The organism is Streptomyces sp. CS113 (genome assembly GCF_002188365.1).
In the GTDB taxonomy this organism is placed as follows: Bacteria; Actinomycetota; Actinomycetes; order Streptomycetales; family Streptomycetaceae; genus Streptomyces; species Streptomyces tendae.
Genome location: NZ_KZ195574.1, coordinates 3,611,114 through 3,631,153, shown reverse-complemented (window position 1 = coordinate 3,631,153; position 20,040 = coordinate 3,611,114). Strand labels below are relative to the sequence as shown.

The window sequence follows — 20,040 nt, the reverse complement described above, 5'->3', positions numbered from 1 at the left end:
AGGCCCGCCCGGATGTCCGTGGCGGCCTGCATGATGAACCCATGAGCGAGAACGAGCAGTTGCTGGAACGGGTGGCCGCCAAGGCGCGGACCACCCGGCCGTGGGGGTGGGCCTCCCTGCCCGAGCCCGTGGACGGGGCGACGGCCGCCCGCGCCGAGGCGGTCCTGGGCTTCCCCCTCCCCGCGCTCCTCGCCGAGCTGTACCTGCGCATAGGAGACGGCGGGTTCGGTCCGGAGTACGGTCTGTTGCCCCTGCTCGACAGCCCGCCCTCCAGCGAGCCCGCCGCCGTCGCCCAGTACCTGGCCAACCGCGACAGCGCTGCGAAGGACCCCGACTGGCCCTGGCCCGAGGGCGTCCTGCCCATATCCCACTGGGGCTGCGCGATGTACGCGTGCGTCGACTGCCGCTCCCCGCAGGCCACCGTCCTCCTCTTCGAGCCCAACGCCGGTGACGCCGACCATGCCTGGTACGTCGACGCCCCGAGCCTCGCCGACTGGCTGCGCGCCTGGACGGAGGGGACGGGCTGGTACGAGGAGGACCACGAGGGCCCGGAGCCGCCCCCCTGGGACGACTTCCCCATACGTACCGGTGGACGGCCCACGACGACGGGTGCGTCGCCCGCACAGGCGTCCTGAGGGACACCGGCCGAGCCGCTGCCGCCGGTACACACCGCGGGGCGGACGCGGGGACCACCACGCGGGACCCCCTAGTCGCCCCCACCCAGCCGCCGTCTACCGGGGGACTTGCTGCCCCCGCACCCCGTACGCCACCACACCCACCGCCAGCACACCCACACCCACGACCACCGACACCGCCGGAAGCGAGAACGCGAGCAGCACACAGCCGACCAGTCCCAGCGCCGGTACGACCCGAGACACCCGCGACGCGTCGAGCGTCCAGGCCGAGGCGTTGGCCACGGCGTAGTACGCCAGCACACCGAAGGAGGAGAAGCCGATCGCCCCCCGCACGTCCACCGTCGCCGCCAGGACCGCGACCACCGCGCCCACGGCCAGCTCCGCCCGGTGCGGTACCCGGAAGCGCGGATGTACCGCGGCCAGCGCCCGGGGCAGATGACCGTCCCGGGCCATGGCCAGCGTCGTCCGTGAGACACCCAGGATCAGCGCCAGCAGCGACCCCAGGGCGGCTACGGCGGCACCCACCCGCACGACCGGCGCCAGCCCGGGCAGGCCGGCCGCCTCCACCGCGTCGGCCAGCGGCGCCGTCGCCTTCCCCAGACCGGCCGGGCCCAGCACGGAAAGGACAGCCACCGCGACACACCCGTACACCGCCAGGGTGAGCGCCAGCGCCAGTGGGATCGCGCGCGGGATGGTGCGCCGTGGGTCCCGCACCTCCTCACCGAGGGTCGCGACGCGCGCGTACCCGGCGAACGCGAAGAACAGCAGGCCGGCCGCTTGCAGGAGCCCGCTGGTGCCACCCGACAGGCCGATGTCCAGCCGCGCGGCGTCGGCTCGCCCCGACCCGAGACACACCACCACCACCACGGAAGCGAGGACAGCGAGGACCACCGCCACGATCACCCGTGTCAGCCAGGCGGACTTGTGGATCCCGCCGTAGTTCACCGCGGTCAGCGCCACCACGGCGGCGACCGCCACCGCGTGCGCCTGCTCCGGCCAGAGGTACGCGCCCACGGTGAGCGCCATGGCTGCACAGGAGGCCGTCTTCCCGACGACGAACGACCAGCCCGCGAGATAGCCCCAGAACTCCCCGAGCCGCTCACGCCCGTAGACGTAGGTGCCACCCGAGGCCGGATACCGGGCGGCCAGCCTGGCCGACGACATGGCGTTGCAGTAGGCGACGACGGCCGCCACGGCAAGGGCGAGGAGCAGTCCCGAACCGGCTGCGCGCGCCGCCGGCGCGAAGGCGGCGAAGACCCCGGCACCGATCATGGAACCGAGCCCCACGACGACGGCGTCGCCCAGGCCGAGGGTGCGACGCAGCTCTGAACCCCCAGGTGTCATGGGTCGCACCCTACTGATCGGCGCAACCACCCGGCGCGGTCGGAACGTCTCCTCCACCAAGACGACATGAACACCGCGCGGAGGAACGGCCCGCAGCACTGGCACCGTGTGGGCACAGAGAGAAAGGGCAGGGTCAGGGCATGACCGTCATCAGCTGGATCATCCTCGGACTGTTGGCCGGAGCCATCGCCAAGTTCCTGCTGCCGGGCCGCGACCCCGGAGGGCTCGTCGGCACCACCCTCATCGGCATCGCGGGCGCCTTCCTCGGCGGCTGGATATCGGCCCGCTGGCTCGACCACCCGGTCAGCAAGGACTTCTACGACGGCGCCACCTGGGCGGCGGCGATCGGCGGTTCGCTGGTGCTCCTGGTCGCCTACCGGCTCCTGTTCGGCAACTCGCGCGACTGAACACGCGCAGACCGGACGAGAAAGGGTGGGCACCGCCGGGGTGCCCACCCTTTTCCGTCCCGGTTCAGCGGATCACCGGTAGTTGACGAACTGCAGCGCGAAGTCGAAGTCCTGGCCCTTGAGCAGGGCGATCACGGTCTGAAGATCGTCCCGGCTCTTCGAGGAGACCCGCAGTTCCTCGCCCTGCACCTGGGCCTTCACGCCCTTGGGGCCCTCGTCGCGAATGAGCTTGGCCACCTTCTTCGCGTTGTCCTGGGAGATGCCCTCCTCGATCGACGCGAAGATCTTGTACTCCTTGCCGGAGAGCTGCGGCTCGCCCGCGTCCAGAGCCTTGAGCGAGATGCCGCGCTTGATCAGCTTGGACTGGAAGACGTCGAGGACCGCGGTCACCCGGTCCTCGGAGTTGGCCTCCATGAGGATCTTCTCCCCGGACCACGAGATCGAGGCCCCCACGCCCTTGAAGTCGTAACGCTGCGAAATCTCCTTGGCGGCCTGGTTGAGGGCGTTGTCGACCTCCTGCCGCTCGACCTTCGAGACGATGTCGAAACTGGAGTCGGCCATGTCCTGTGGCTCCTTGTATCTGGGTGCGTGTCGGGCCGCGTATCGGGTCCGTACCGGCATACGTCGGCGGCCGCCGGGCCCGGCAGGGTCCTCGACCGCATCCGGACAAGCCTAGCCACCCGCCGCGGTCCGGGCGGCGATCAATCGGGTGGCGAAGCACCCCTCCACATCAGGTATTGTTTACGTCGTTGCCACGGAGCACCGCCCACCAGCGGTTCGACGGGCAGCGAACCCCGGCGGTGTGCCCGAGCGGCCAAAGGGAGCAGACTGTAAATCTGCCGGCTCAGCCTTCCCAGGTTCGAATCCTGGCGCCGCCACACGGGAACGAAAAGGCCCCGTGACCTGTCCGAATAGCAGGTCACGGGGCCTTTCGTCATGAGTCGGGCCGTCCGAGGGGGCGTGGGCTCGGCGCACCTTGGCGGTGTGCGGGCAGACTGGTGGCATGGCCTCGTCCTCCCGTCGCAGAACCTGCCCCGAGTGCCGTCGCGAGATCGCCGTCGTCGCGGGGCGGTACGCGCGCCACGATCCGCCCGGCGCGCGGGGAAGCGGAGAGCTGGTGTCCTGCCCGGGATCGCGCCGTTCGGCGCAACTCGGTGCGGCGCAGCCGTCCTTGGACGGGTACGTCGTCCCCGACTTCCCCGGGCAGCTGCCCCTCTTCTAGCCGCGCCGGCCCTTCCAGCCCCTGTCGGCCTTCGTGAGCGCCCCGAGCCCCGGCCGCTCCGCCGCTCTCAGTTCCCGGCCACCGACTTCACCGCCACCGACACCGGCGCCGAACCGCTGATCAGCTCCAGGGTCAGGCCGTTGGTGGCCGGGGTGTCGACCAGTTCCGCCAGGACGGCGGCGACGTCGTCGCGCGGAACGGGGCCGCGGCCGGTGTGTGCCTCCAGCCGCACCAGGCCCGTGCCCGCGTCGTCCGTCAGGGCACCGGGGCGCAGGATCGTCCAGTCCAGGGCGTCGAGCGAGCTGACGTACGCGTCCGCCTCGCCCTTGGCGCGCAGGTAGACGTCGAAGATCTCGTCCCCCTGGTGCCGGGGGTCGGCGCCCATGGACGACACGACCAGGAAGCGCCGTACGCCCGCCCGGACGGCCGCGTCCGCGAAGAGAACTGCGGCCGCCTTGTCCACCGTGTCCTTGCGGGCCGCCCCGCTGCCGGGACCCGCGCCCGCGGCGAAGACCGCCGCGTCCGCGCCGCGCAGCCGCTCCGCGACCTCCTCGACGGAGGCCGACTCCAGGTCCAGCACGACCGGTTCGGCGCCCGCCGCGCGCAGATCGTCGGCCTGCTCCGCCTTGCGGACGATGCCCGCCACCTCGTCACCGCGCGCGGCGAGCAACCGCTCCAGCCGCAGCGCGATCTGACCATGACCACCAGCGATGACAATGCGCATGTCTTCGACCGTACGCCCCGACGCCCGCACGCGCCGCACGACTTCGACCACCCCGGGGCCGCGCGACTTCGGCGGCGTGCGCCGCGCCGCGCCGACCGGGTCCCGCGTGCCGCGCCCGCTGCGGCCCTCCCTCAGGTCATGTCCCCACGCCCACCACCACCGCCACGCCCACCACCACCGCCGCCGCCACGTCCACCACCACCGCCAGGACCACCAGGACGGCCGGTATCACCGGGACCGCCGGCACCACCGGGACCGCCGCGCCCGGCACGGCGTCCCCGGCCGCCACCGCCCTGTCGGGGCAGCCCCAGGTCCGGCGCGGTGGTCGAGTCGCCGTACTCCCGTACCGCGCTGGTCCGCGCCACCACCCGCCCCCGGTGCACGACGATCCGGCTGTACGCCAGCGACAGCGCGCCCGACAGCCGGTCCCCGCGCACGGCGACGAGTTCGGCCGGGAATCCCGCCTCCACCCGTACCTTGGGCAGGCCGAGGGCCGACCGGGCCGCCGTGCTCACGGTCTCGTAGGCCTCCTCGGGGCGCAGCCCGTGGCGCGAGGCCAGCAGGTAGGCGGCCTCCAGGGGGTCGCCGCGCCCGACCGGGTTGGACACGTCCCGCAGCGCACCGCTGCCGGCGGCGACCCGTACCCCGGCCGCCCGCAGCAGCCGTACCGGAGCCGTGCCGTCGGGCCGGTCCACCGTCCCGCAGGCGCCCTGCGGCAGGCAGACCACCGTCACTCCCGCCGCCGCGAGCTGGTCCGCGGCCCGGGAGACCGCGTCGGCGGGCAGTCGGCCCAGGCCGTCGCAGGGGCCGATGGCGACTCCGGGGCGCAGCCCGCCCGCCATGGCCGCCAGCCGGGCCAGCCGCGCCGGGTCGGCGGCGTCCGTGTGCAGGTCGACCGGGCAGCCGTGCTCGGCGGCGACCTCCAGGACCGCCTCCACGTAACCCGCCGGATCGGGGTCCAGGTCGGGACACCCGCCCACCACGTCGGCGCCCATCTTGACCGCGTCCCGCAGCAGCGCCAGCCCGTCGGCGCCGGCCACTCCGGTCAGCACCCTCGGCATCGCCACCGCGGCCAGCTCGGTGAGCCCGCGCAGGGAGCGGCGGGTCCGCAGGACGGCGGTCATGGCGCCGAGCCCCGCGACGTCGCCCACCCGTACGTGCGCCCGGAGCGCGGTGGCGCCGTGTCCCAGCTGGAGCAGGGCGGCCTCGGTGGCCCGGCGCTGGACGTCCTCGGGCTGGTAGGAGACGGGGCCGGGGGCGTCCGCCGTGAGTGCCGTGTCGGCGTGCACGTGGGGATCGGCCGGGGCCGGGAGCAGCAGGTAGCCGCTCAGGTCGAGGTGGCCGCCGGGGTGCGGGTGACCGTCGGAGGCGGAGCCAGGGCGGCCGGGGCCGGTGCCGGGGCCGGTGCCGGGGCCGGGCGCGCGTCCCGGGGGCAGGCTGCCGAGGGTGCGGCGCGGGGTGAGGCTGCCGGCCGTACCGACGGCCTCGATGCGCCCGCCGTGGAGCCGCACGTCCACGGTCCGGCCGTCGGTGAGCCGCGCCCCGGAGAGCAGGAGCGAGCCGCGGTCGGCGGGGTCCGAGGGGGAGGGCGAGTGGGGCGGCTGCGGCTGGCTGTCGGGCATCTCGCTCCTCTGGGCTCGGGGCTGCGCAGTGGGGGACGCAAGATCACGCAGAGTGAGTCGAGCCTAGGACGGTGATCAGCCCGTGGCGCGGAGGAGCGCAATAGTCGTACCGGTGCGGTCCCGTCCCGTCCCGTGCGGTTCGGACGTCCCGCGGGCGGTCGGGACGGGACGGGGCAGGGGCGGCGAAACGGATTTGGGCGAACGGCGGGCGACCGTGTAATGTCTTCATCGCTCGCCCCAATAGCTCAGTCGGTAGAGCGTCTCCATGGTAAGGAGAAGGTCTACGGTTCGATTCCGTATTGGGGCTCTGGTGTGAGAGGTTCCCGCCGTGAGGCGGGGCCCGATCACATCACAGCGGTGTAGCTCAGTCGGTAGAGCAAGCGGCTCATAATCGCTGTGTCACCGGTTCAAGTCCGGTCACCGCTACTCTCAGTAGCCGATTGCGGGGTCGGTCCTTCAATCGGCTACTCTTTTGCGTTAATACCATCAATCCGTTCGTCAAGGAGTGCACTCACGTGGCTGCCACCGACGTCCGCCCGAAGATCACGCTGGCCTGCGTGGAGTGCAAGGAGCGGAACTACATCACCAAGAAGAACCGGCGTAACAACCCGGACCGACTGGAGATGAAGAAGCACTGCCCGCGTTGCAATGCGCACACCGCGCACCGCGAGACGCGATAGTCAGATCAGGCTCGTACACGAGGCCGTCCCCGAGGCTTGGGGGCGGCCTCGTGTCGTTGTCACCGTCGCTCGTCGACACCCAATGCGACACGGATACGAAGAGCAGCAGGAGGTTGCGAGTCCATGGCGCTCGACCAGTCGTTCGTGGGGCGGACTTATCCGCCCACCGCGCCCTACGAGGTGGGCCGGGAGAAGATCCGCGAGTTCGCGGAGGCGGTGGGGGACGCCAATCCGGCGTACACCGACCCGGAGGCCGCGAAGGCGCTCGGCCATCCCGACGTGATCGCTCCGCCGACCTTCGTGTTCTCCATCACGTTCAAGGCGGCCGGCCAGGTCATCGAGGATCCGCAGCTCGGGCTGGACTACAGCCGGGTGGTGCACGGCGACCAGAAGTTCGCCTACGTCCGCCCGGTGCGGGCCGGTGACCGGCTCACCGTCACCTCGACCATCGAGGCGGTCAAGTCGATGGCCGGCAACGACATCCTGGACATCCGCGGCGAGGTCCACGACGAGGCCGGCGAGCACGTCGTGACCGCCTGGACCAAGCTCGTGGCCCGCGCGGCCGAGGAGGCGTGAGCGTCCGATGACGAACCCCCTGACGGCGAAGGTCGCGTACGGCGACGTCGAGGTCGGCACCGAACTGCCCGCGCAGAGCTTCCCCGTGGACCGCGCCACACTCGTGCGGTACGCGGGCGCCTCCGGCGACTTCAACCCGATCCACTGGAACGAGAAGTTCGCCAAGGAGGTGGGCCTGCCGGACGTCATCGCGCACGGCATGTTCACCATGGCCGAGGCGATCCGTGTGGTCACCGACTGGACCGGCGACCCGGGCGCGGTCGTGGAGTACGGCGTCCGCTTCACCAGGCCCGTCGTCGTCCCGAACGACGACCAGGGTGCCGTGATCGAGGTCAGCGGCAAGGTGGCGGCCAAGCTCGACGACAACACCGTCCGCGTCGACCTCACGGCCACCAGCGGCGGCCAGAAGGTCCTCGGCATGTCCCGGGCGGTCGTACGACTGGGCTGACCGGTTCCTCCACGGTCCCTGTCGGGCCGGCTGCCCGGCTGTCCGGCCGGCTGTCGGCCCCGCCCCACCCCGCCCCACCCCGCGCCAGCCCCGGCCCGGTCCTTCCTCCGTTCCTCCCCCCCACTCCCGCTCGGTCGGGGTGAGCGGGTCAGCGGTGGGCGGCGGCGCGTACCGCCGTGGTCACCAGCGTCGTGTAGTGCATGGTGAAGCGGCCGCCCAGCGCGTCGATGGCGTGGCCGACCGCGCCCAGTATCTCGGCCAGTTGGCCGGAGTCGAGCCGGGTGAGGCCGCCGGTGGTGGGGAGCAGTTCCAGCCACTGGTCGCGCGTGTAGGGCCGCTGCCAGTCGAAGCGCCACTGCTCCGGCTCGTCGAACCGCCCGGTCTCCCGGATCCCCTCGGCGATCTTCGCGTACCCCGCCTGGTACGTCTCCAGGGGGCGCCGCGCCGGCTGATTGCCGAACGGCGAATCGGGCGCGACCCGGCGGAGGGCGGCCGCGAGCGGCTCGGCCACCTCGGACGGGGGCTCGAACACGTGCCCGAAGATGGCCAGGCGTCCGTGCGGACGCAGTACCCGGGCCGTCTTGAGGGTGCCGGCGGCCGGGTCCACCCAGTGCCACGACTGGGCGGCGATCACGGCGTCGAACGTCCGGCCTGCCGGTTCCCAGGTCTCGAAGGTCGCGACCTCCACCGGCAGGCCGCGGGCCCGCGCGAAGTCGGCCATCCGCGCGTCCGGCTCGACGCCGAGCACGGTGCAGCCGGCGGCCTGGAACTGCCGGGCCGCGATGCCGGTGCCGCAGCCGATGTCGAGTACGTCCGGCTGCGGCCGCCCCCCGACGACGCGCGTCACCAGGGCGTCGGGGTAGCTCGGCCGGGCCCGGTCGTAGCGGTGCGCGTCCGCGCCGAAGGACTCGGCGGTCCGTCGGGCCTGGTGCAGCGGTGCCGGCCCCCTTTCCTCGGGCGGAAGCGGGGGCGGAGGCGGAGGTAGAGTGGGCATGCGTTCACCTTAGTGGGCAGTTGCCCACGCGCCAAGAGTGGGCAGCCGCCCACGACATCGGGCAGGCGGGCGGCCAGGGGCGAGGTGCCCGCGAGTCGACGGACGCCAGGACCGCCTGGCGCACGGAAGGGGTTCGTACGTTGCCGACCGGAGTGCACCTTCGCGACGCGCGTCAGCAGCTGTTCGACGCTGCGGAACGCGTACTGCTGCGAGCGGGCCCGAACGGGCTGACCAGCCGGGCCGTCACCGACGAGGCGGGCTGCGCCAAGGGCGTCCTGCACCGGCATTTCGCCGACTTCGACGCCTTCCTCGCCGAGCTTGTGCTCGACCGGGCCGCGCAGCTGGAGACGCCGGCGCTGGCGCTGCGCGAGGCCGCCGGCACCGGTGCCGTGGCCGACAACCTCACCGACGCGCTGACCACCCTCTTCGGGCCGGTCCCCGTGGCGATCATCCCGCTCATCACCTTCCGGGACGAGCTGCGGGCCCGGCTGCGGCAGGCCATGCCCGGGGGCGGCATCGCGATCCTCGCCCAGGTCACTTCGGCGGTCTCCGCCTACCTGGCCGACGAGCGCGCGAGGGGCCGTATCTCGGCCGACGCCGACATCGACTCGCTCACCCTCTCGCTGGTCGGCGGGGGGCATCTCCTGTTCGCGGACCGTGACCCGGGCCCGCCGGACACGGCGGCCGTGGGCAAGCTCGTGCACACGGTGCTCGCCGATGTCCTGCAACGGCGGCCGCGCTGACCCGGCCCCGTAGCCTGTGGCCCGCCTCCCGTCCCCTGTGTTTCCCGCTGCCCGGGGCTGTCCGTGCCGTCTCGTAGTCTTGAGCGCGTGCAGGAACTCCACGACGCCCCTCTCGCCCCGCTGACCACCTTCCGCCTGGGCGGGCCCGCGACCCGGCTGGTCACGGCCACCACCGACGCCGAGGTGATCGCCGCCGTCCGCGAGGCCGACGACACCGGGACCCCGCTGCTGCTCATCGGCGGCGGATCCAACCTGGTCATCGGCGACAAGGGCTTCGACGGCACCGCCCTGCACATCGCCACCCGCGGCTTCTCCCTCGACGGCACGACGCTGGAGCTGGCGGCCGGCGAGATCTGGACCGACGCCGTCGCCCGCACCGTCGAGGCGGGCCTGGCGGGCGTCGAGTGCCTGGCCGGCATCCCCGGCTCGGCGGGCGCGACCCCGATCCAGAACGTCGGGGCGTACGGCCAGGAGGTGTCCGCCACGATCACCGAGGTCACCGCGTACGACCGCCGGAGCCGCGAGACGGTCGCCCTCTCCAACGCCGACTGCGCCTTCTCCTACCGCCACAGCCGCTTCAAGGCCGAGCCCGAGCGGTACGTCGTCCTGCGTGTCCGCTTCGAGCTGGAGGACGCCGGCGGTCTCTCCGCGCCGCTGCGCTACGCCGAGACGGCCCGCGCCCTCGGCGTCGAGGCAGGTGAGCGGGTGCTGCTGACGGCCGCCCGGGAGACGGTGCTGAGGCTGCGCGCGGGGAAGGGCATGGTGCTGGACCCCGAGGACCACGACACCTGGTCGGCCGGGTCGTTCTTCACCAACCCGATCCTCACGGACGAGGAGTTCGCCGCCTTCCGCTCCCGCGTCGCCGAGCGCCTCGGGGACGCCGCGGAGCCGCCCGCCTTCCCGGCCGGGGAGGGGCGCGTCAAGACCTCCGCGGCCTGGCTGATCGACAAGGCGGGCTTCACCAAGGGGTACGGCACCGGCCCCGCCCGCATCTCCACCAAGCACACCCTCGCGCTCACCAACCGCGGTGAGGCGACGACCGAGGACCTGCTCGCGCTGGCCCGCGAGGTCGTCGCCGGGGTCCACGAGGCCTTCGGGGTGACGCTGGTCAACGAACCGGTGACGGTGGGCGTCGCCCTGTAGCCCGGCGTCTCCGGCGCCGGCGTTGCCCCGACACCTGGCGTGGGTGCGGGCGTGAGGGGAGCGCGACCCGGCGTAGCGGGGTGCCGCTGCGCCCACCCGTGCCGCCCCAGCGGCACGACTGCCCGCAGTTGGGGGCCCGCAGGACAGGCAGCCCACCACCTACGCCGCAAGCCAGTCGTCCACCCCCGCCAGCAGCTTCCCCTTTACCTCCTCCGGCGCCGCCGAACCCCGCACCGACTGCCGCGCCAGTTCCGCCAGCTCCGCGTCCGTGAACCCGTGGTGCTCGCGCGCGATCTCGTACTGGGCGGCCAGCCGCGCCCCGAACAGCAGCGGGTCGTCCGCGCCCAGCGCCATCGGCACCCCCGCCTCGAACAGCCTCCGCAGCGGCACGTCCTCGGGCTTCTCGTACACGCCCAGGGCGACGTTCGACGCCGGGCACACCTCGCACGTCACCTGCCGGTCCGCCAGCCGCTTCAGCAGCCGGGGGTCCTCCGCCGCCCGCACGCCGTGCCCGATCCGGTCCGCCTCCAGGTCGTCCAGGCAGTCCCGGACCGACGCGGGGCCGGTCAGCTCACCCCCGTGCGGCGCGCTCAGCAGCCCCCCGTCCCGAGCGATGGCGAACGCCCGGTCGAAGTCCCGGGCCATCCCGCGCCGTTCGTCGTTCGACAGGCCGAAGCCGACCACGCCCCGCTCCGCGTACCGCACCGCCAGCCGTGCCAGCGTCCGCGCGTCCAGCGGGTGCTTCATCCGGTTCGCGGCGACCAGCACCCGCATCCCGATCCCGGTGTCCCGCACGGTCGTCTCCACCGCGTCCAGGATGATCTCCAACGCCGGGATCAGCCCGCCCAGCCGCGGCGCGTACGAGGTCGGATCGACCTGGATCTCCAGCCACCCCGACCCGTCCCGCAGGTCCTCCTCCGCGGCCTCGCGGACCAGCCGCTGGATGTCCTCGGGCGTCTGGAGGCACGACCGCGCCGCGTCGTACAGCCGCTGGAAGCGGAACCAGCCCCGCTCGTCCGTCGCCCGCAGCTTCGGCGACTCCCCGCGGCCCAGCGCCTCGGTCAGCGTCTCGGGCAGCCGCACGCCGTGCTTGTCGGCCAGTTCCAGCAGGGTGGTGGGCCGCATCGACCCGGTGAAGTGCAGGTGGAGATGGGCCTTGGGCAGTTCAGAGACATCACGTACACGCTCCATTCCGTGATCCTGCCGTACGACACGCCCGGCCCGACAGCACTTTCCCCGTACGTGGTCTTGCTCGCACAAACGTCAGGGGCCCCGACCCGGGAACGTTCCCGGGTCGGGGCCCCTGACGAGGGAGTCAGTCCCGCGCCTCCGCCAGCAGCTTCTGGATCCGGCTCACGCCCTCGACGAGGTCCTCGTCCCCGAGCGCGTACGACAGCCGCAGGTAGCCCGGTGTGCCGAACGCCTCACCCGGCACCACCGCGACCTCGGCCTCCTCCAGGATCAGCGCGGCCAGCTCGACCGAGTCCTGCGGACGCTTGCCGCGGATCTCCTTGCCGAGCAGCGCCTTCACCGACGGGTAGGCGTAGAACGCGCCCTCGGGCTCCGGGCACAGCACGCCGTCGATCTCGTTGAGCATCCGCACGATGGTCTGGCGGCGCCGGTCGAAGGCCTCCCGCATCTTCGCCACGGCGTCCAGGTCGCCGGAGACCGCGGCCAGCGCCGCCGCCTGGGACACGTTGGACACGTTGGACGTGGCGTGCGACTGGAGGTTGGTCGCGGCCTTGACGACGTCCTTCGGGCCGATGACCCAGCCGACCCGCCAGCCGGTCATCGCGTACGTCTTCGCCACGCCGTTGACCACGATGCACTTGTCGCGCAGCTCGGGCAGCACGGCCGGCAGGGACACGGAGACGGCGTCGCCGTAGACGAGGTGCTCGTAGATCTCGTCGGTCAGCACCCACAGACCGTGTTCCACGGCCCACTTGCCGATCGCCTCGGTCTCGGCCTCGCTGTACACCGCGCCCGTCGGGTTCGACGGCGACACGAAGAGGACGACCTTGGTCTTCTCGGTGCGCGCCGCCTCCAGCTGCTCCACCGTCACCCGGTAGCCGGTCGTCTCGTCGGCGACGACGTCGACGGGCACACCGCCGGCCAGCCGGATCGACTCGGGGTACGTCGTCCAGTACGGCGCCGGGACGATGACCTCGTCGCCCGGGTCGAGGATCGCGGCGAACGCCTCGTAGATGGCCTGCTTGCCGCCGTTGGTGACCAGGATCTGCGACGGGTCGACCTCGTAGCCGGAGTCGCGCAGCGTCTTCGCGGCGATGGCGGCCTTCAGCTCGGGCAGCCCGCCGGCCGGCGTGTAGCGGTGGAACTTCGGGTTCTTGCACGCCTCGACGGCGGCCTCGACGATGTAGTCCGGCGTCGGGAAGTCGGGCTCACCCGCGCCGAAGCCGATCACGGGACGTCCAGCGGCCTTGAGGGCCTTGGCCTTGGCGTCCACGGCGAGGGTCGCGGACTCGGAGATCGCGCCGACTCGGGCGGAGACCCGGCGCTCGGTGGGAGGGGTTGCAGCGCTCATGACCCCATCGTTCCAGACCGGAAACCTCCCGGGCACAGGGGTTTCACGGACTGAACCGGACGGGTCCACGCCCTGAACGCCAGTCCGGGCCACGGCCTGAACAACAGTCCGGACGTGCTTTCTGTTCGACGCCCGGCCCGTGAGCACGTACACTCTCACCTCGTTGGCCTTCAGCGGTCCGCGATCACCCGGTGCACACCGAGCATCCGGGCGGATGCGGTACGTTGGGGGACGAACAAAGGGTCGTAGCTCAATTGGTAGAGCACTGGTCTCCAAAACCAGCGGTTGGGGGTTCAAGTCCCTCCGGCCCTGCTACACACACCATCGCCAGGATGTGTGCGCAGGTACGTACAGCAATGCACCGCCGTGCGGCTCCAACCGGGCGCGGCACGGCCACGACCCGGAATCAGGTGAGGACGAGTGACGGACGCCGTGGGCTCCATCGACATGCCTGATGCCCAGGACGAGGCGCCGGACTCCAAGAAGTCCCGCAAGGGCGGCAAGCGAGGCAAGAAGGGCCCGCTGAAGCGGCTCGCGCTCTTCTACCGCCAGATCGTCGCGGAACTGCGCAAGGTCGTCTGGCCCAGTCGCAACCAGCTGACGACGTACACCACCGTGGTGATCATCTTCGTGGTCATCATGATCGGCCTGGTGACTCTGATTGACTATGGCTTCTCTCACGCCGCCAAGTACGTCTTCGGCTGAGTCGAGAGCGAAGGGCGCCGAGGTACCCGGCGCCCCTTTCGCGTGTTCCACCCCTATGTATCCAGGAAGAAGCAGCCACAGTGTCTGACCCGAACGTGAACGACGCCATCGAGCCGGTCGAGTCCGTCGAGGACGAGCTCGGCACCGTCGAGGGCGCCGACAACGAGGACACCGAGGCCTCCGCCGAGGCCGAGGCTGCCGACGACGCGGTCGTCGCGGAGACGGACGAGGACGCGGCGGACGCGGAGACGGACGAGGACGCCGAGGCGACCGACGCGGAGGCCACCGAGGCCGAAGCCGACGCCGAGGAGCCCGAGGCCGAGGAGCCCGACCTCGACCCGATCGAGAAGCTCCGCCAGGAGCTGCGCGTCCTGCCCGGCGAGTGGTACGTCATCCACACCTACGCCGGTTACGAGAACCGCGTGAAGACCAACCTCGAGCAGCGCGCCGTCTCGCTCAACGTCGAGGACTACATCTTCCAGGCCGAGGTGCCGCAGGAAGAGGTCGTCCAGATCAAGAACGGCGACCGCAAGACGATCCGCCAGAACAAGCTCCCCGGCTACGTGCTGGTCCGCATGGACCTCACCAACGAGTCCTGGGGCGTCGTCCGCAACACCCCCGGCGTCACCGGATTCGTCGGCAACGCCTACGACCCGTACCCGCTGACCCTGGACGAGATCGTCAAGATGCTCGCCCCGGAGGCCGAGGAGAAGGCCGCCCGCGAGGCCGCCGAGGCCGAGGGCAAGCCGGCTCCGCAGCGCAAGGTCGAGGTCCAGGTCCTGGACTTCGAGGTCGGCGACTCGGTCACCGTCACCGACGGCCCCTTCGCCACCCTCCAGGCCACCATCAACGAGATCAACGCCGACTCGAAGAAGGTCAAGGGCCTCGTCGAGATCTTCGGCCGCGAGACCCCGGTCGAGCTGAGCTTCGACCAGATCCAGAAGAACTAGCACCCCCACCGGCTCTGCCGGTACTCCTCTGGACGTACTGCTTCCGACCAGGTCAGGCGACTGCTCACGCGTCGTCTGACCTGCTCGGTTTTTGGCCGCGCATCTATACCCGTTATCGTTGTGCGGTATGCCTGTGTCCGGGTAGCTCCCGGACGTGGGCAGGACCCGAATCGAAAGGACCCGGAGAGCTATGCCTCCCAAGAAGAAGAAGGTCACGGGGCTCATCAAGCTCCAGATCCAGGCCGGTGCCGCGAACCCGGCTCCGCCGGTCGGCCCCGCGCTGGGTCAGCACGGCGTCAACATCATGGAGTTCTGCAAGGCCTACAACGCCGCGACCGAGTCGCAGCGTGGCTGGGTCATCCCGGTGGAGATCACGGTCTACGAGGACCGCTCCTTCACCTTCATCACCAAGACGCCGCCGGCCGCCAAGATGATCCTCAAGGCCGCGGGCGTGGAGAAGGGCTCCGGCGAGCCGCACAAGACCAAGGTCGCGAAGATCACGCGCGAGCAGGTCCGTGAGATCGCCACCACCAAGATGCCCGACCTCAACGCCAACGACCTGGACCAGGCGGAGAAGATCATCGCCGGTACCGCGCGTTCCATGGGCGTCACGGTCGAGGGCTGACCTCCACCCCCGTAAACCAGCAGAAGTGGCGGGGCCTGCTCGGCCCGGACCACGACTCCTAAGAAGCCACAGGAGCAGTAGTGAGCAAGCGCAGCAAGTCTCTCCGCGCTGCGGACGCCAAGATCGACCGGGACAAGCTCTACGCCCCGCTCGAGGCCGTCCGTCTCGCCAAGGAGACCTCCACGAGCAAGTTCGACGGCACCGTCGAGGTCGCCTTCCGCCTGGGTGTCGACCCGCGCAAGGCCGACCAGATGGTCCGTGGCACCGTGAACCTCCCGCACGGCACCGGCAAGACCGCCCGGGTCCTGGTCTTCGCGACCGGTGACCGTGCCGAGGCCGCGCGTGCCGCGGGCGCCGACATCGTCGGCGCCGACGAACTGATCGACGAGGTGTCGAAGGGGCGTCTGGACTTCGACGCCGTCGTCGCCACCCCGGACCTCATGGGCAAGGTCGGCCGCCTCGGCCGCGTGCTCGGTCCCCGTGGTCTCATGCCGAACCCCAAGACCGGCACCGTGACCCCGGACGTCACCAAGGCTGTCAACGACATCAAGGGTGGCAAGATCGAGTTCCGCGTCGACAAGCACTCGAACCTGCACTTCATCATCGGCAAGACGTCGTTCGACGACACCAAGCTGGTGGAGAACTACGGCGCGGCGCTGGAGGAGATCCTCCGTCTGAAGCCGTCCGCCGCCAAGGGCCGCTACATCAAGAAGGCCGCCATCAGCACCACGATGGGCCCCGGCATTCCGCTCGACTCCAACCGCACCCGCAACCTCCTCGTCGAGGAGGACCCGGCCGCGGTCTGAGCGAGCAGCTCGCCCCACCGGTTCACGGGCCCCGCACCTTCCGAGGTGCGGGGCCCGTCCCCTTTTGGCCCGTCCCTTTTGGCCCGTCCCCTTTTCCCACGCCCTGGGCTAGCGTGCGGACAGCGGACCCACGCATGGGGCGCGGGAGCCGTACGGGGCGCAAGGGGTGGGCGGATGACGGGCACGACGGCACACCGTACGGTCGTCTCGATCGCGGTGTCGGCCGCGCTGGCGTGCTCCGCCGCGTGCAGCGGCCCCGGGGGATCCGACGACTCCGGCGGCACCACCGGTCCCACCGGCTCGACCGCGCCCTCCGCCTCCGCCGCGCCGTCCTCCCGTCCTCCGGCTCTGACCGGACCTGCGGCGGACGCCCTGCGGGCCGTCGAGCGGGCCACCGGACGGGCGGGCTCGGCGCGGGTGGAGTCCACGACCGTGATGGGCCGCGAGCTGTCCCTGGAGGCCGCGGGCGCCCTCGGCTGGGACGACGGCCTCACCGGCACCCTGACGATCACCTACACGGGCGGTACGACCGCCGAGACCATGCGCCGCCTCGGCACCACCGCGATGGAGGCCCGGTACCTGCCCGACGCCTACTACGCCAGGATGGGCGACGAGTTCGCCGAGCGGCTCGACGGCCGGCACTGGATCAAGTACGTGTACGAGGACCTGGAGGACCTCGGCGGCGGCGCGGGCGCCGGATTCGCCGACCAGATGCGCAACACCACCCCCAACCAGGCCGTGAAGCTGCTGCTGTCGGCCGGGGACGTGCGCAGGGTGGGCGCGGAGACGACGCGCGGCCGGCGCACCACGCACTGGACCGGCACGGTGGGCGGGGCCACCGAGCAGACCGTCGACATCTGGGTCGACGACCGGAACCTGCTGGTCAAGAAGGTCGAGCGGGGACGCACCAAGACCGGGGAGCTGACCCAGACCGCGTACTACAGCGACTACGGCGTCCAGGTCTCCGCCGAACGCCCGCCGGCCGCGGACACGGCGGACTTCAAGGAACTGCTGGCGTCCCAGGCGAACTAGGGCCGGTCAGGGCCGGAGCGGCGGAGAAATCACAAGATCGTACGAACCGTTTCGGTTAAGCTCGCGTCCTTGTCTCAAAGAACCGTAAAGAACTGCTGTGGAGCGGCGGTGCGTCTCCTGTGCCCCTTCACGCTCCAGCGCTCCTTGAATCCCGTGGGGGGATACCGATGAAGACGTCCGTACGTGTGCCCGTCGGCGCCGGACTGGCCGCACTGCTGCTCGCCGCCGGGGCGGTCGGCTGCTCCAAGGAGGACAACGCCTCCGAGTCCCCGAAGATGACGCCCGCGGTCGCCGTCGCCAAGGCGGCGAAGAACACGGAGGAGATCGACTCCCTCCACTACCGCCTGAAGGGCAAGGTCCCCGAGGACGGCCGGGTCGAGGCCGAGGCCCAGATGCAGATCAAGCCGACGCTCGCGATGAGCATGAAGATGACGGCCCTCGACCAGGGCCCCGAGGGGACCGCGGAGATCCGGCTCGTCGACAAGGCCATGTACATCGGCGGCACCCCCGAGGCGGCCAAGGAGATGGACGGCAAGCGCTGGATGAAGTTCGACCTGGCCGCGCTCGGCGCCGACGACGAGCTGAACCAGCTGGGCGGCGCCTCCCAGGCCGACAAGAACCCGGCGGCCGAGTCCACCTTCCTCACCGGGGCCAAGGACGTCGAGAAGGTCGGCACGGAGACCGTCGAGGGCGTGAAGACCACCCACTACAAGGGCACGGTCTCCCTCGCCGAGCTGGAGAAGTCCCTCGGGGACGAGGACGAGGCCACCCGGGAGAAGCGCAAGAAGAGCCTCGAGCAGTACGAGAAGATGGGCGTCGACAAGCTCACGATGGACATGTGGGTCGACGGCGACGACCAGACCAAGCAGTTCCGGATGCGGGCCGACGCGGACAAGGGCCCGATGGACCTCACCTTCACCTTCCTCGGCGTCAACGAACCCGTGAAGGTCACCGCGCCGCCGGCCGCGGAGGTCGCCGACCTGGCCGAGATGATGAAGGAGGCCCAGCAGGGCTGAGACGCAGCGCGCCCGGACCGCCCGGGTCGCCGCGGGGGCGGATTTGCTTGACACTGCCCCGTTCACGTACGCTTCCACAGAAGCCAAAGACCGCTGGTCGTTGCCGTGTGTTCGAAAGAGGACACGGTGGCCGAAGGATCCGCTGAACTGCGGACGACCCGCGCAGGTGACTGTGGATGAGCTCCCGGAAGTCCCCGCCCCGTGCGGATGACGATCGGTCGAGCCACGCCCCGTGCGCCTGCGCCGGGGCGTTTCGTTTTCCCCAGTCCTCCTTCGGGTCCGCGCGGTCCGAATCACCCGGAAGGAGGCCGAGGCTCTATGGCGACGCCCGAAAAGGCTGCCGCGGTTGCCGAGCTGACGGACAAGTTCCGCAGCTCCAACGCCGCCGTGCTGACCGAGTACCGCGGTCTCACCGTGGCGCAGCTCAAGACGCTGCGCCGGTCGCTCGGTGAGAACGCCCAGTACGCCGTGGTGAAGAACACGCTGACCAAGATTGCGGCCAACGAGGCCGGGATCACGCTCGACGACCAGCTCTTCGCTGGTCCGACGGCCGTCGCCTTCGTCACCGGTGACCCGGTGGAGTCGGCGAAGGGTCTGCGCGACTTCGCCAAGGACAACCCGAATCTCGTCATCAAGGGCGGTGTCCTTGACGGCAAGGCGATGTCCGCCGACGAGATCAAGAAGCTTGCGGACCTCGAGTCCCGCGAGGTTCTGCTCTCCAAGCTGGCGGGTGCCTTCAAGGGCAAGCAGTCCCAGACTGCTCAGCTCTTCCAGGCGCTTCCCTCGAAGCTCGTCCGCACCGTGGACGCGCTCCGTGCCAAGCAGGACGAGCAGGGCGGTGCCGAGTAACTCGGCTCGCTTTCTGGTCCGGGCCGCCTGAGCGCGGCGCGGATCGCAGCGGGCCGACGTACGCCCGCCACACCCCGTACATCCGGCACCTGCCGAATTAGTGGAAGGACCGCCATCATGGCGAAGCTCAGCCAGGACGACCTGCTCGCCCAGTTCGAGGAGATGACCCTCATCGAGCTCTCCGAGTTCGTGAAGGCCTTCGAGGAGAAGTTCGACGTCACCGCCGCCGCCGCGGTCGCCGCCGCCCCGGCCGCCGCCGCCGCTCCGGCCGAGGCCGCTGCCGAGCAGGACGAGTTCGACGTCATCCTCACGGGTGCCGGCGACAAGAAGATCCAGGTCATCAAGGTCGTGCGCGAGCTGACCTCCCTGGGTCTGAAGGAGGCCAAGGACCTCGTGGACGGCGCCCCGAAGCCCGTCCTCGAGAAGGTCGCCAAGGACGCCGCCGAGAAGGCCGCCGAGTCCCTCAAGGGCGCCGGCGCCTCCGTCGAGGTCAAGTAAGACCGCACCGGCACGACGGATCCGTCAGGGTCTGTAACGCCGTAGCACCGAAGAGCGATCATCCATCCGGGTGGTCGCTCTTCGGCGTATCCGGGGTCCGGCGGCGGTCGCCTTGCACGTGTGACGGTGAAGAGTAGGGTGATCTTCGTCGTGCCGTCGCCGGGGCCCTGAGAGCCCCCTGGCGGCAACCGGTTTGGGCAAGGGGGGCCTTGACGAACCGCACGCGGCGCGCAATTCTCAGGGCGTCGTCACAAGGATCCGAATCCGAGGCATGGATCGACGGCGAAGAGGGCAGTATCTGGGTGCGTTGAGGGCGAGGCCTTGCCGCACAGGTGGTGAGAACAACGAGGAGCGAACACGGTCCCCGAGAACCGCACTGGACATCAGTGTGCCAAGTGGCTACACTGACCCTTTGCGCTGCCTGTTAGCTGCCCCCTGCCCGTCACCAGGGGTCTACCCTCGCCCGAGCACTGACGACC

Annotated in this window: 23 protein-coding genes and 4 tRNA genes; 20 read left to right on the top strand and 7 right to left on the bottom strand. The window is 71.1% G+C overall.

Annotated features, from left to right (window positions below):
• Positions 1-41 precede the first annotated feature (41 nt).
• Entirely contained in the window at positions 42-635 is a 594-nt protein-coding gene (locus B9W62_RS15885) for an SMI1/KNR4 family protein (protein ID WP_087807775.1), read from the top strand.
• Positions 636-731: 96 nt separating this feature from the next.
• Here the strand turns inward: B9W62_RS15885 and B9W62_RS15880 are convergent, their stop codons facing one another.
• Positions 732-1,979, bottom strand: coding sequence for an APC family permease (locus B9W62_RS15880; protein WP_087807774.1), 1,248 nt, complete (start codon positions 1,977-1,979; stop codon positions 732-734).
• Between the two features lie 140 nt (positions 1,980-2,119).
• Between B9W62_RS15880 and B9W62_RS15875 the strand changes: the two genes are divergently transcribed.
• Entirely contained in the window at positions 2,120-2,386 is a 267-nt protein-coding gene (locus tag B9W62_RS15875) for a GlsB/YeaQ/YmgE family stress response membrane protein (RefSeq protein ID WP_087807773.1), read from the top strand.
• A 72-nt stretch (positions 2,387-2,458) separates the two neighbouring features.
• Here the strand turns inward: B9W62_RS15875 and B9W62_RS15870 are convergent, their stop codons facing one another.
• The gene (locus B9W62_RS15870; RefSeq protein ID WP_087807772.1) at positions 2,459-2,947 is read right to left on the bottom strand and encodes a YajQ family cyclic di-GMP-binding protein; all 489 of its coding nucleotides are present in this window, start codon (positions 2,945-2,947) and stop codon (positions 2,459-2,461) included.
• A gap of 235 nt (positions 2,948-3,182) precedes the next feature.
• Between B9W62_RS15870 and B9W62_RS15865 the strand changes: the two genes are divergently transcribed.
• Together B9W62_RS15865 and B9W62_RS15860 are read left to right on the top strand one after the other, a co-directional pair.
• Positions 3,183-3,264 (top strand) — tRNA-Tyr (locus tag B9W62_RS15865).
• Between the two features lie 125 nt (positions 3,265-3,389).
• On the top strand, positions 3,390-3,608 hold the full coding sequence (locus B9W62_RS15860) for a hypothetical protein (RefSeq protein ID WP_087807771.1): 219 nt from the start codon (positions 3,390-3,392) through the stop codon (positions 3,606-3,608).
• Positions 3,609-3,675: 67 nt separating this feature from the next.
• On the opposite strand, the gene B9W62_RS15855 is transcribed toward B9W62_RS15860, so the two are convergent.
• Together B9W62_RS15855 and B9W62_RS15850 are read right to left on the bottom strand one after the other, a co-directional pair.
• On the bottom strand, positions 3,676-4,332 hold the full coding sequence (locus B9W62_RS15855) for an SDR family oxidoreductase (protein WP_087807770.1): 657 nt from the start codon (positions 4,330-4,332) through the stop codon (positions 3,676-3,678).
• 131 nt (positions 4,333-4,463) lie between these two features.
• Positions 4,464-5,954, bottom strand: a complete 1,491-nt coding sequence (locus B9W62_RS15850) for an amidohydrolase family protein (protein WP_256976410.1) — start codon at positions 5,952-5,954, stop codon at positions 4,464-4,466.
• Between the two features lie 234 nt (positions 5,955-6,188).
• Here B9W62_RS15850 and B9W62_RS15845 point away from each other — a divergent pair.
• The 5 genes from B9W62_RS15845 to B9W62_RS15825 all read left to right on the top strand — a co-directional run bounded on the left by B9W62_RS15845 (position 6,189) and on the right by B9W62_RS15825 (position 7,658).
• A tRNA-Thr gene (locus B9W62_RS15845) sits at positions 6,189-6,261 on the top strand.
• A 46-nt stretch (positions 6,262-6,307) separates the two neighbouring features.
• Positions 6,308-6,380 (top strand) — tRNA-Met (locus tag B9W62_RS15840).
• Positions 6,381-6,469: 89 nt separating this feature from the next.
• Positions 6,470-6,634, top strand: a complete 165-nt coding sequence (gene rpmG / locus B9W62_RS15835; RefSeq protein ID WP_003948671.1) for a 50S ribosomal protein L33 — start codon at positions 6,470-6,472, stop codon at positions 6,632-6,634.
• Between the two features lie 123 nt (positions 6,635-6,757).
• Positions 6,758-7,210: a MaoC family dehydratase N-terminal domain-containing protein gene (locus tag B9W62_RS15830; RefSeq protein WP_087807769.1), complete on the top strand. Its 453-nt coding sequence runs from the start codon at positions 6,758-6,760 to the stop codon at positions 7,208-7,210.
• 19 nt (positions 7,211-7,229) lie between these two features.
• Positions 7,230-7,658 carry a MaoC family dehydratase gene (locus B9W62_RS15825; RefSeq protein WP_087811929.1) on the top strand — a complete coding sequence of 143 codons (429 nt, stop codon included), beginning with the start codon at positions 7,230-7,232 and terminating at the stop codon, positions 7,656-7,658.
• Between the two features lie 148 nt (positions 7,659-7,806).
• On the opposite strand, the gene B9W62_RS15820 is transcribed toward B9W62_RS15825, so the two are convergent.
• The gene (locus B9W62_RS15820) at positions 7,807-8,652 is read right to left on the bottom strand and encodes a class I SAM-dependent methyltransferase (protein WP_087807768.1); all 846 of its coding nucleotides are present in this window, start codon (positions 8,650-8,652) and stop codon (positions 7,807-7,809) included.
• 140 nt (positions 8,653-8,792) lie between these two features.
• Here B9W62_RS15820 and B9W62_RS15815 point away from each other — a divergent pair, with 140 nt between their 5' ends.
• A complete protein-coding gene (locus B9W62_RS15815) occupies positions 8,793-9,395 on the top strand; it encodes a TetR/AcrR family transcriptional regulator (protein WP_087807767.1) in 603 nt (200 codons plus the stop codon).
• 87 nt (positions 9,396-9,482) lie between these two features.
• A complete protein-coding gene (locus B9W62_RS15810) occupies positions 9,483-10,538 on the top strand; it encodes a UDP-N-acetylmuramate dehydrogenase (protein ID WP_087807766.1) in 1,056 nt (351 codons plus the stop codon).
• A gap of 159 nt (positions 10,539-10,697) precedes the next feature.
• On the opposite strand, the gene B9W62_RS15800 is transcribed toward B9W62_RS15810, so the two are convergent.
• Both B9W62_RS15800 and B9W62_RS15795 read right to left on the bottom strand, forming a co-directional pair.
• Positions 10,698-11,729 carry an adenosine deaminase gene (locus B9W62_RS15800; protein WP_087807765.1) on the bottom strand — a complete coding sequence of 344 codons (1,032 nt, stop codon included), beginning with the start codon at positions 11,727-11,729 and terminating at the stop codon, positions 10,698-10,700.
• Positions 11,730-11,853: 124 nt separating this feature from the next.
• A complete protein-coding gene (locus tag B9W62_RS15795; protein ID WP_087807764.1) occupies positions 11,854-13,080 on the bottom strand; it encodes a pyridoxal phosphate-dependent aminotransferase in 1,227 nt (408 codons plus the stop codon).
• Positions 13,081-13,319: 239 nt separating this feature from the next.
• On the opposite strand from B9W62_RS15795, the gene B9W62_RS15790 reads away from it, so the two are divergent.
• The 9 genes from B9W62_RS15790 (at position 13,320) to rplL (ending at position 19,561) form a co-directional block, all read left to right on the top strand.
• Positions 13,320-13,392 (top strand) — tRNA-Trp (locus B9W62_RS15790).
• A gap of 108 nt (positions 13,393-13,500) precedes the next feature.
• The gene (secE, locus tag B9W62_RS15785; protein ID WP_003974317.1) at positions 13,501-13,785 is read left to right on the top strand and encodes a preprotein translocase subunit SecE; all 285 of its coding nucleotides are present in this window, start codon (positions 13,501-13,503) and stop codon (positions 13,783-13,785) included.
• A gap of 80 nt (positions 13,786-13,865) precedes the next feature.
• Complete coding sequence (nusG, locus tag B9W62_RS15780; RefSeq protein WP_087807763.1) at positions 13,866-14,735, top strand: transcription termination/antitermination protein NusG; 870 nt, start codon at positions 13,866-13,868, stop codon at positions 14,733-14,735.
• A 190-nt stretch (positions 14,736-14,925) separates the two neighbouring features.
• Positions 14,926-15,360, top strand: coding sequence for a 50S ribosomal protein L11 (gene rplK / locus B9W62_RS15775; protein ID WP_073725164.1), 435 nt, complete (start codon positions 14,926-14,928; stop codon positions 15,358-15,360).
• Between the two features lie 80 nt (positions 15,361-15,440).
• Positions 15,441-16,166 carry a 50S ribosomal protein L1 gene (gene rplA, locus B9W62_RS15770; RefSeq protein WP_087807762.1) on the top strand — a complete coding sequence of 242 codons (726 nt, stop codon included), beginning with the start codon at positions 15,441-15,443 and terminating at the stop codon, positions 16,164-16,166.
• Between the two features lie 174 nt (positions 16,167-16,340).
• Positions 16,341-17,198, top strand: coding sequence for an SCO4651 family lipoprotein (locus B9W62_RS15765; protein WP_087807761.1), 858 nt, complete (start codon positions 16,341-16,343; stop codon positions 17,196-17,198).
• A 167-nt stretch (positions 17,199-17,365) separates the two neighbouring features.
• Positions 17,366-18,214 carry an SCO4651 family lipoprotein gene (locus B9W62_RS15760; RefSeq protein WP_087807760.1) on the top strand — a complete coding sequence of 283 codons (849 nt, stop codon included), beginning with the start codon at positions 17,366-17,368 and terminating at the stop codon, positions 18,212-18,214.
• Positions 18,215-18,532: 318 nt separating this feature from the next.
• The gene (rplJ, locus tag B9W62_RS15755) at positions 18,533-19,063 is read left to right on the top strand and encodes a 50S ribosomal protein L10 (protein WP_003974311.1); all 531 of its coding nucleotides are present in this window, start codon (positions 18,533-18,535) and stop codon (positions 19,061-19,063) included.
• A gap of 117 nt (positions 19,064-19,180) precedes the next feature.
• Positions 19,181-19,561 (top strand): 50S ribosomal protein L7/L12, encoded by a 381-nt coding sequence (gene rplL / locus B9W62_RS15750; RefSeq protein WP_087807759.1) that lies wholly within the window; start codon positions 19,181-19,183, stop codon positions 19,559-19,561.
• Positions 19,562-20,040 lie beyond the last annotated feature (479 nt).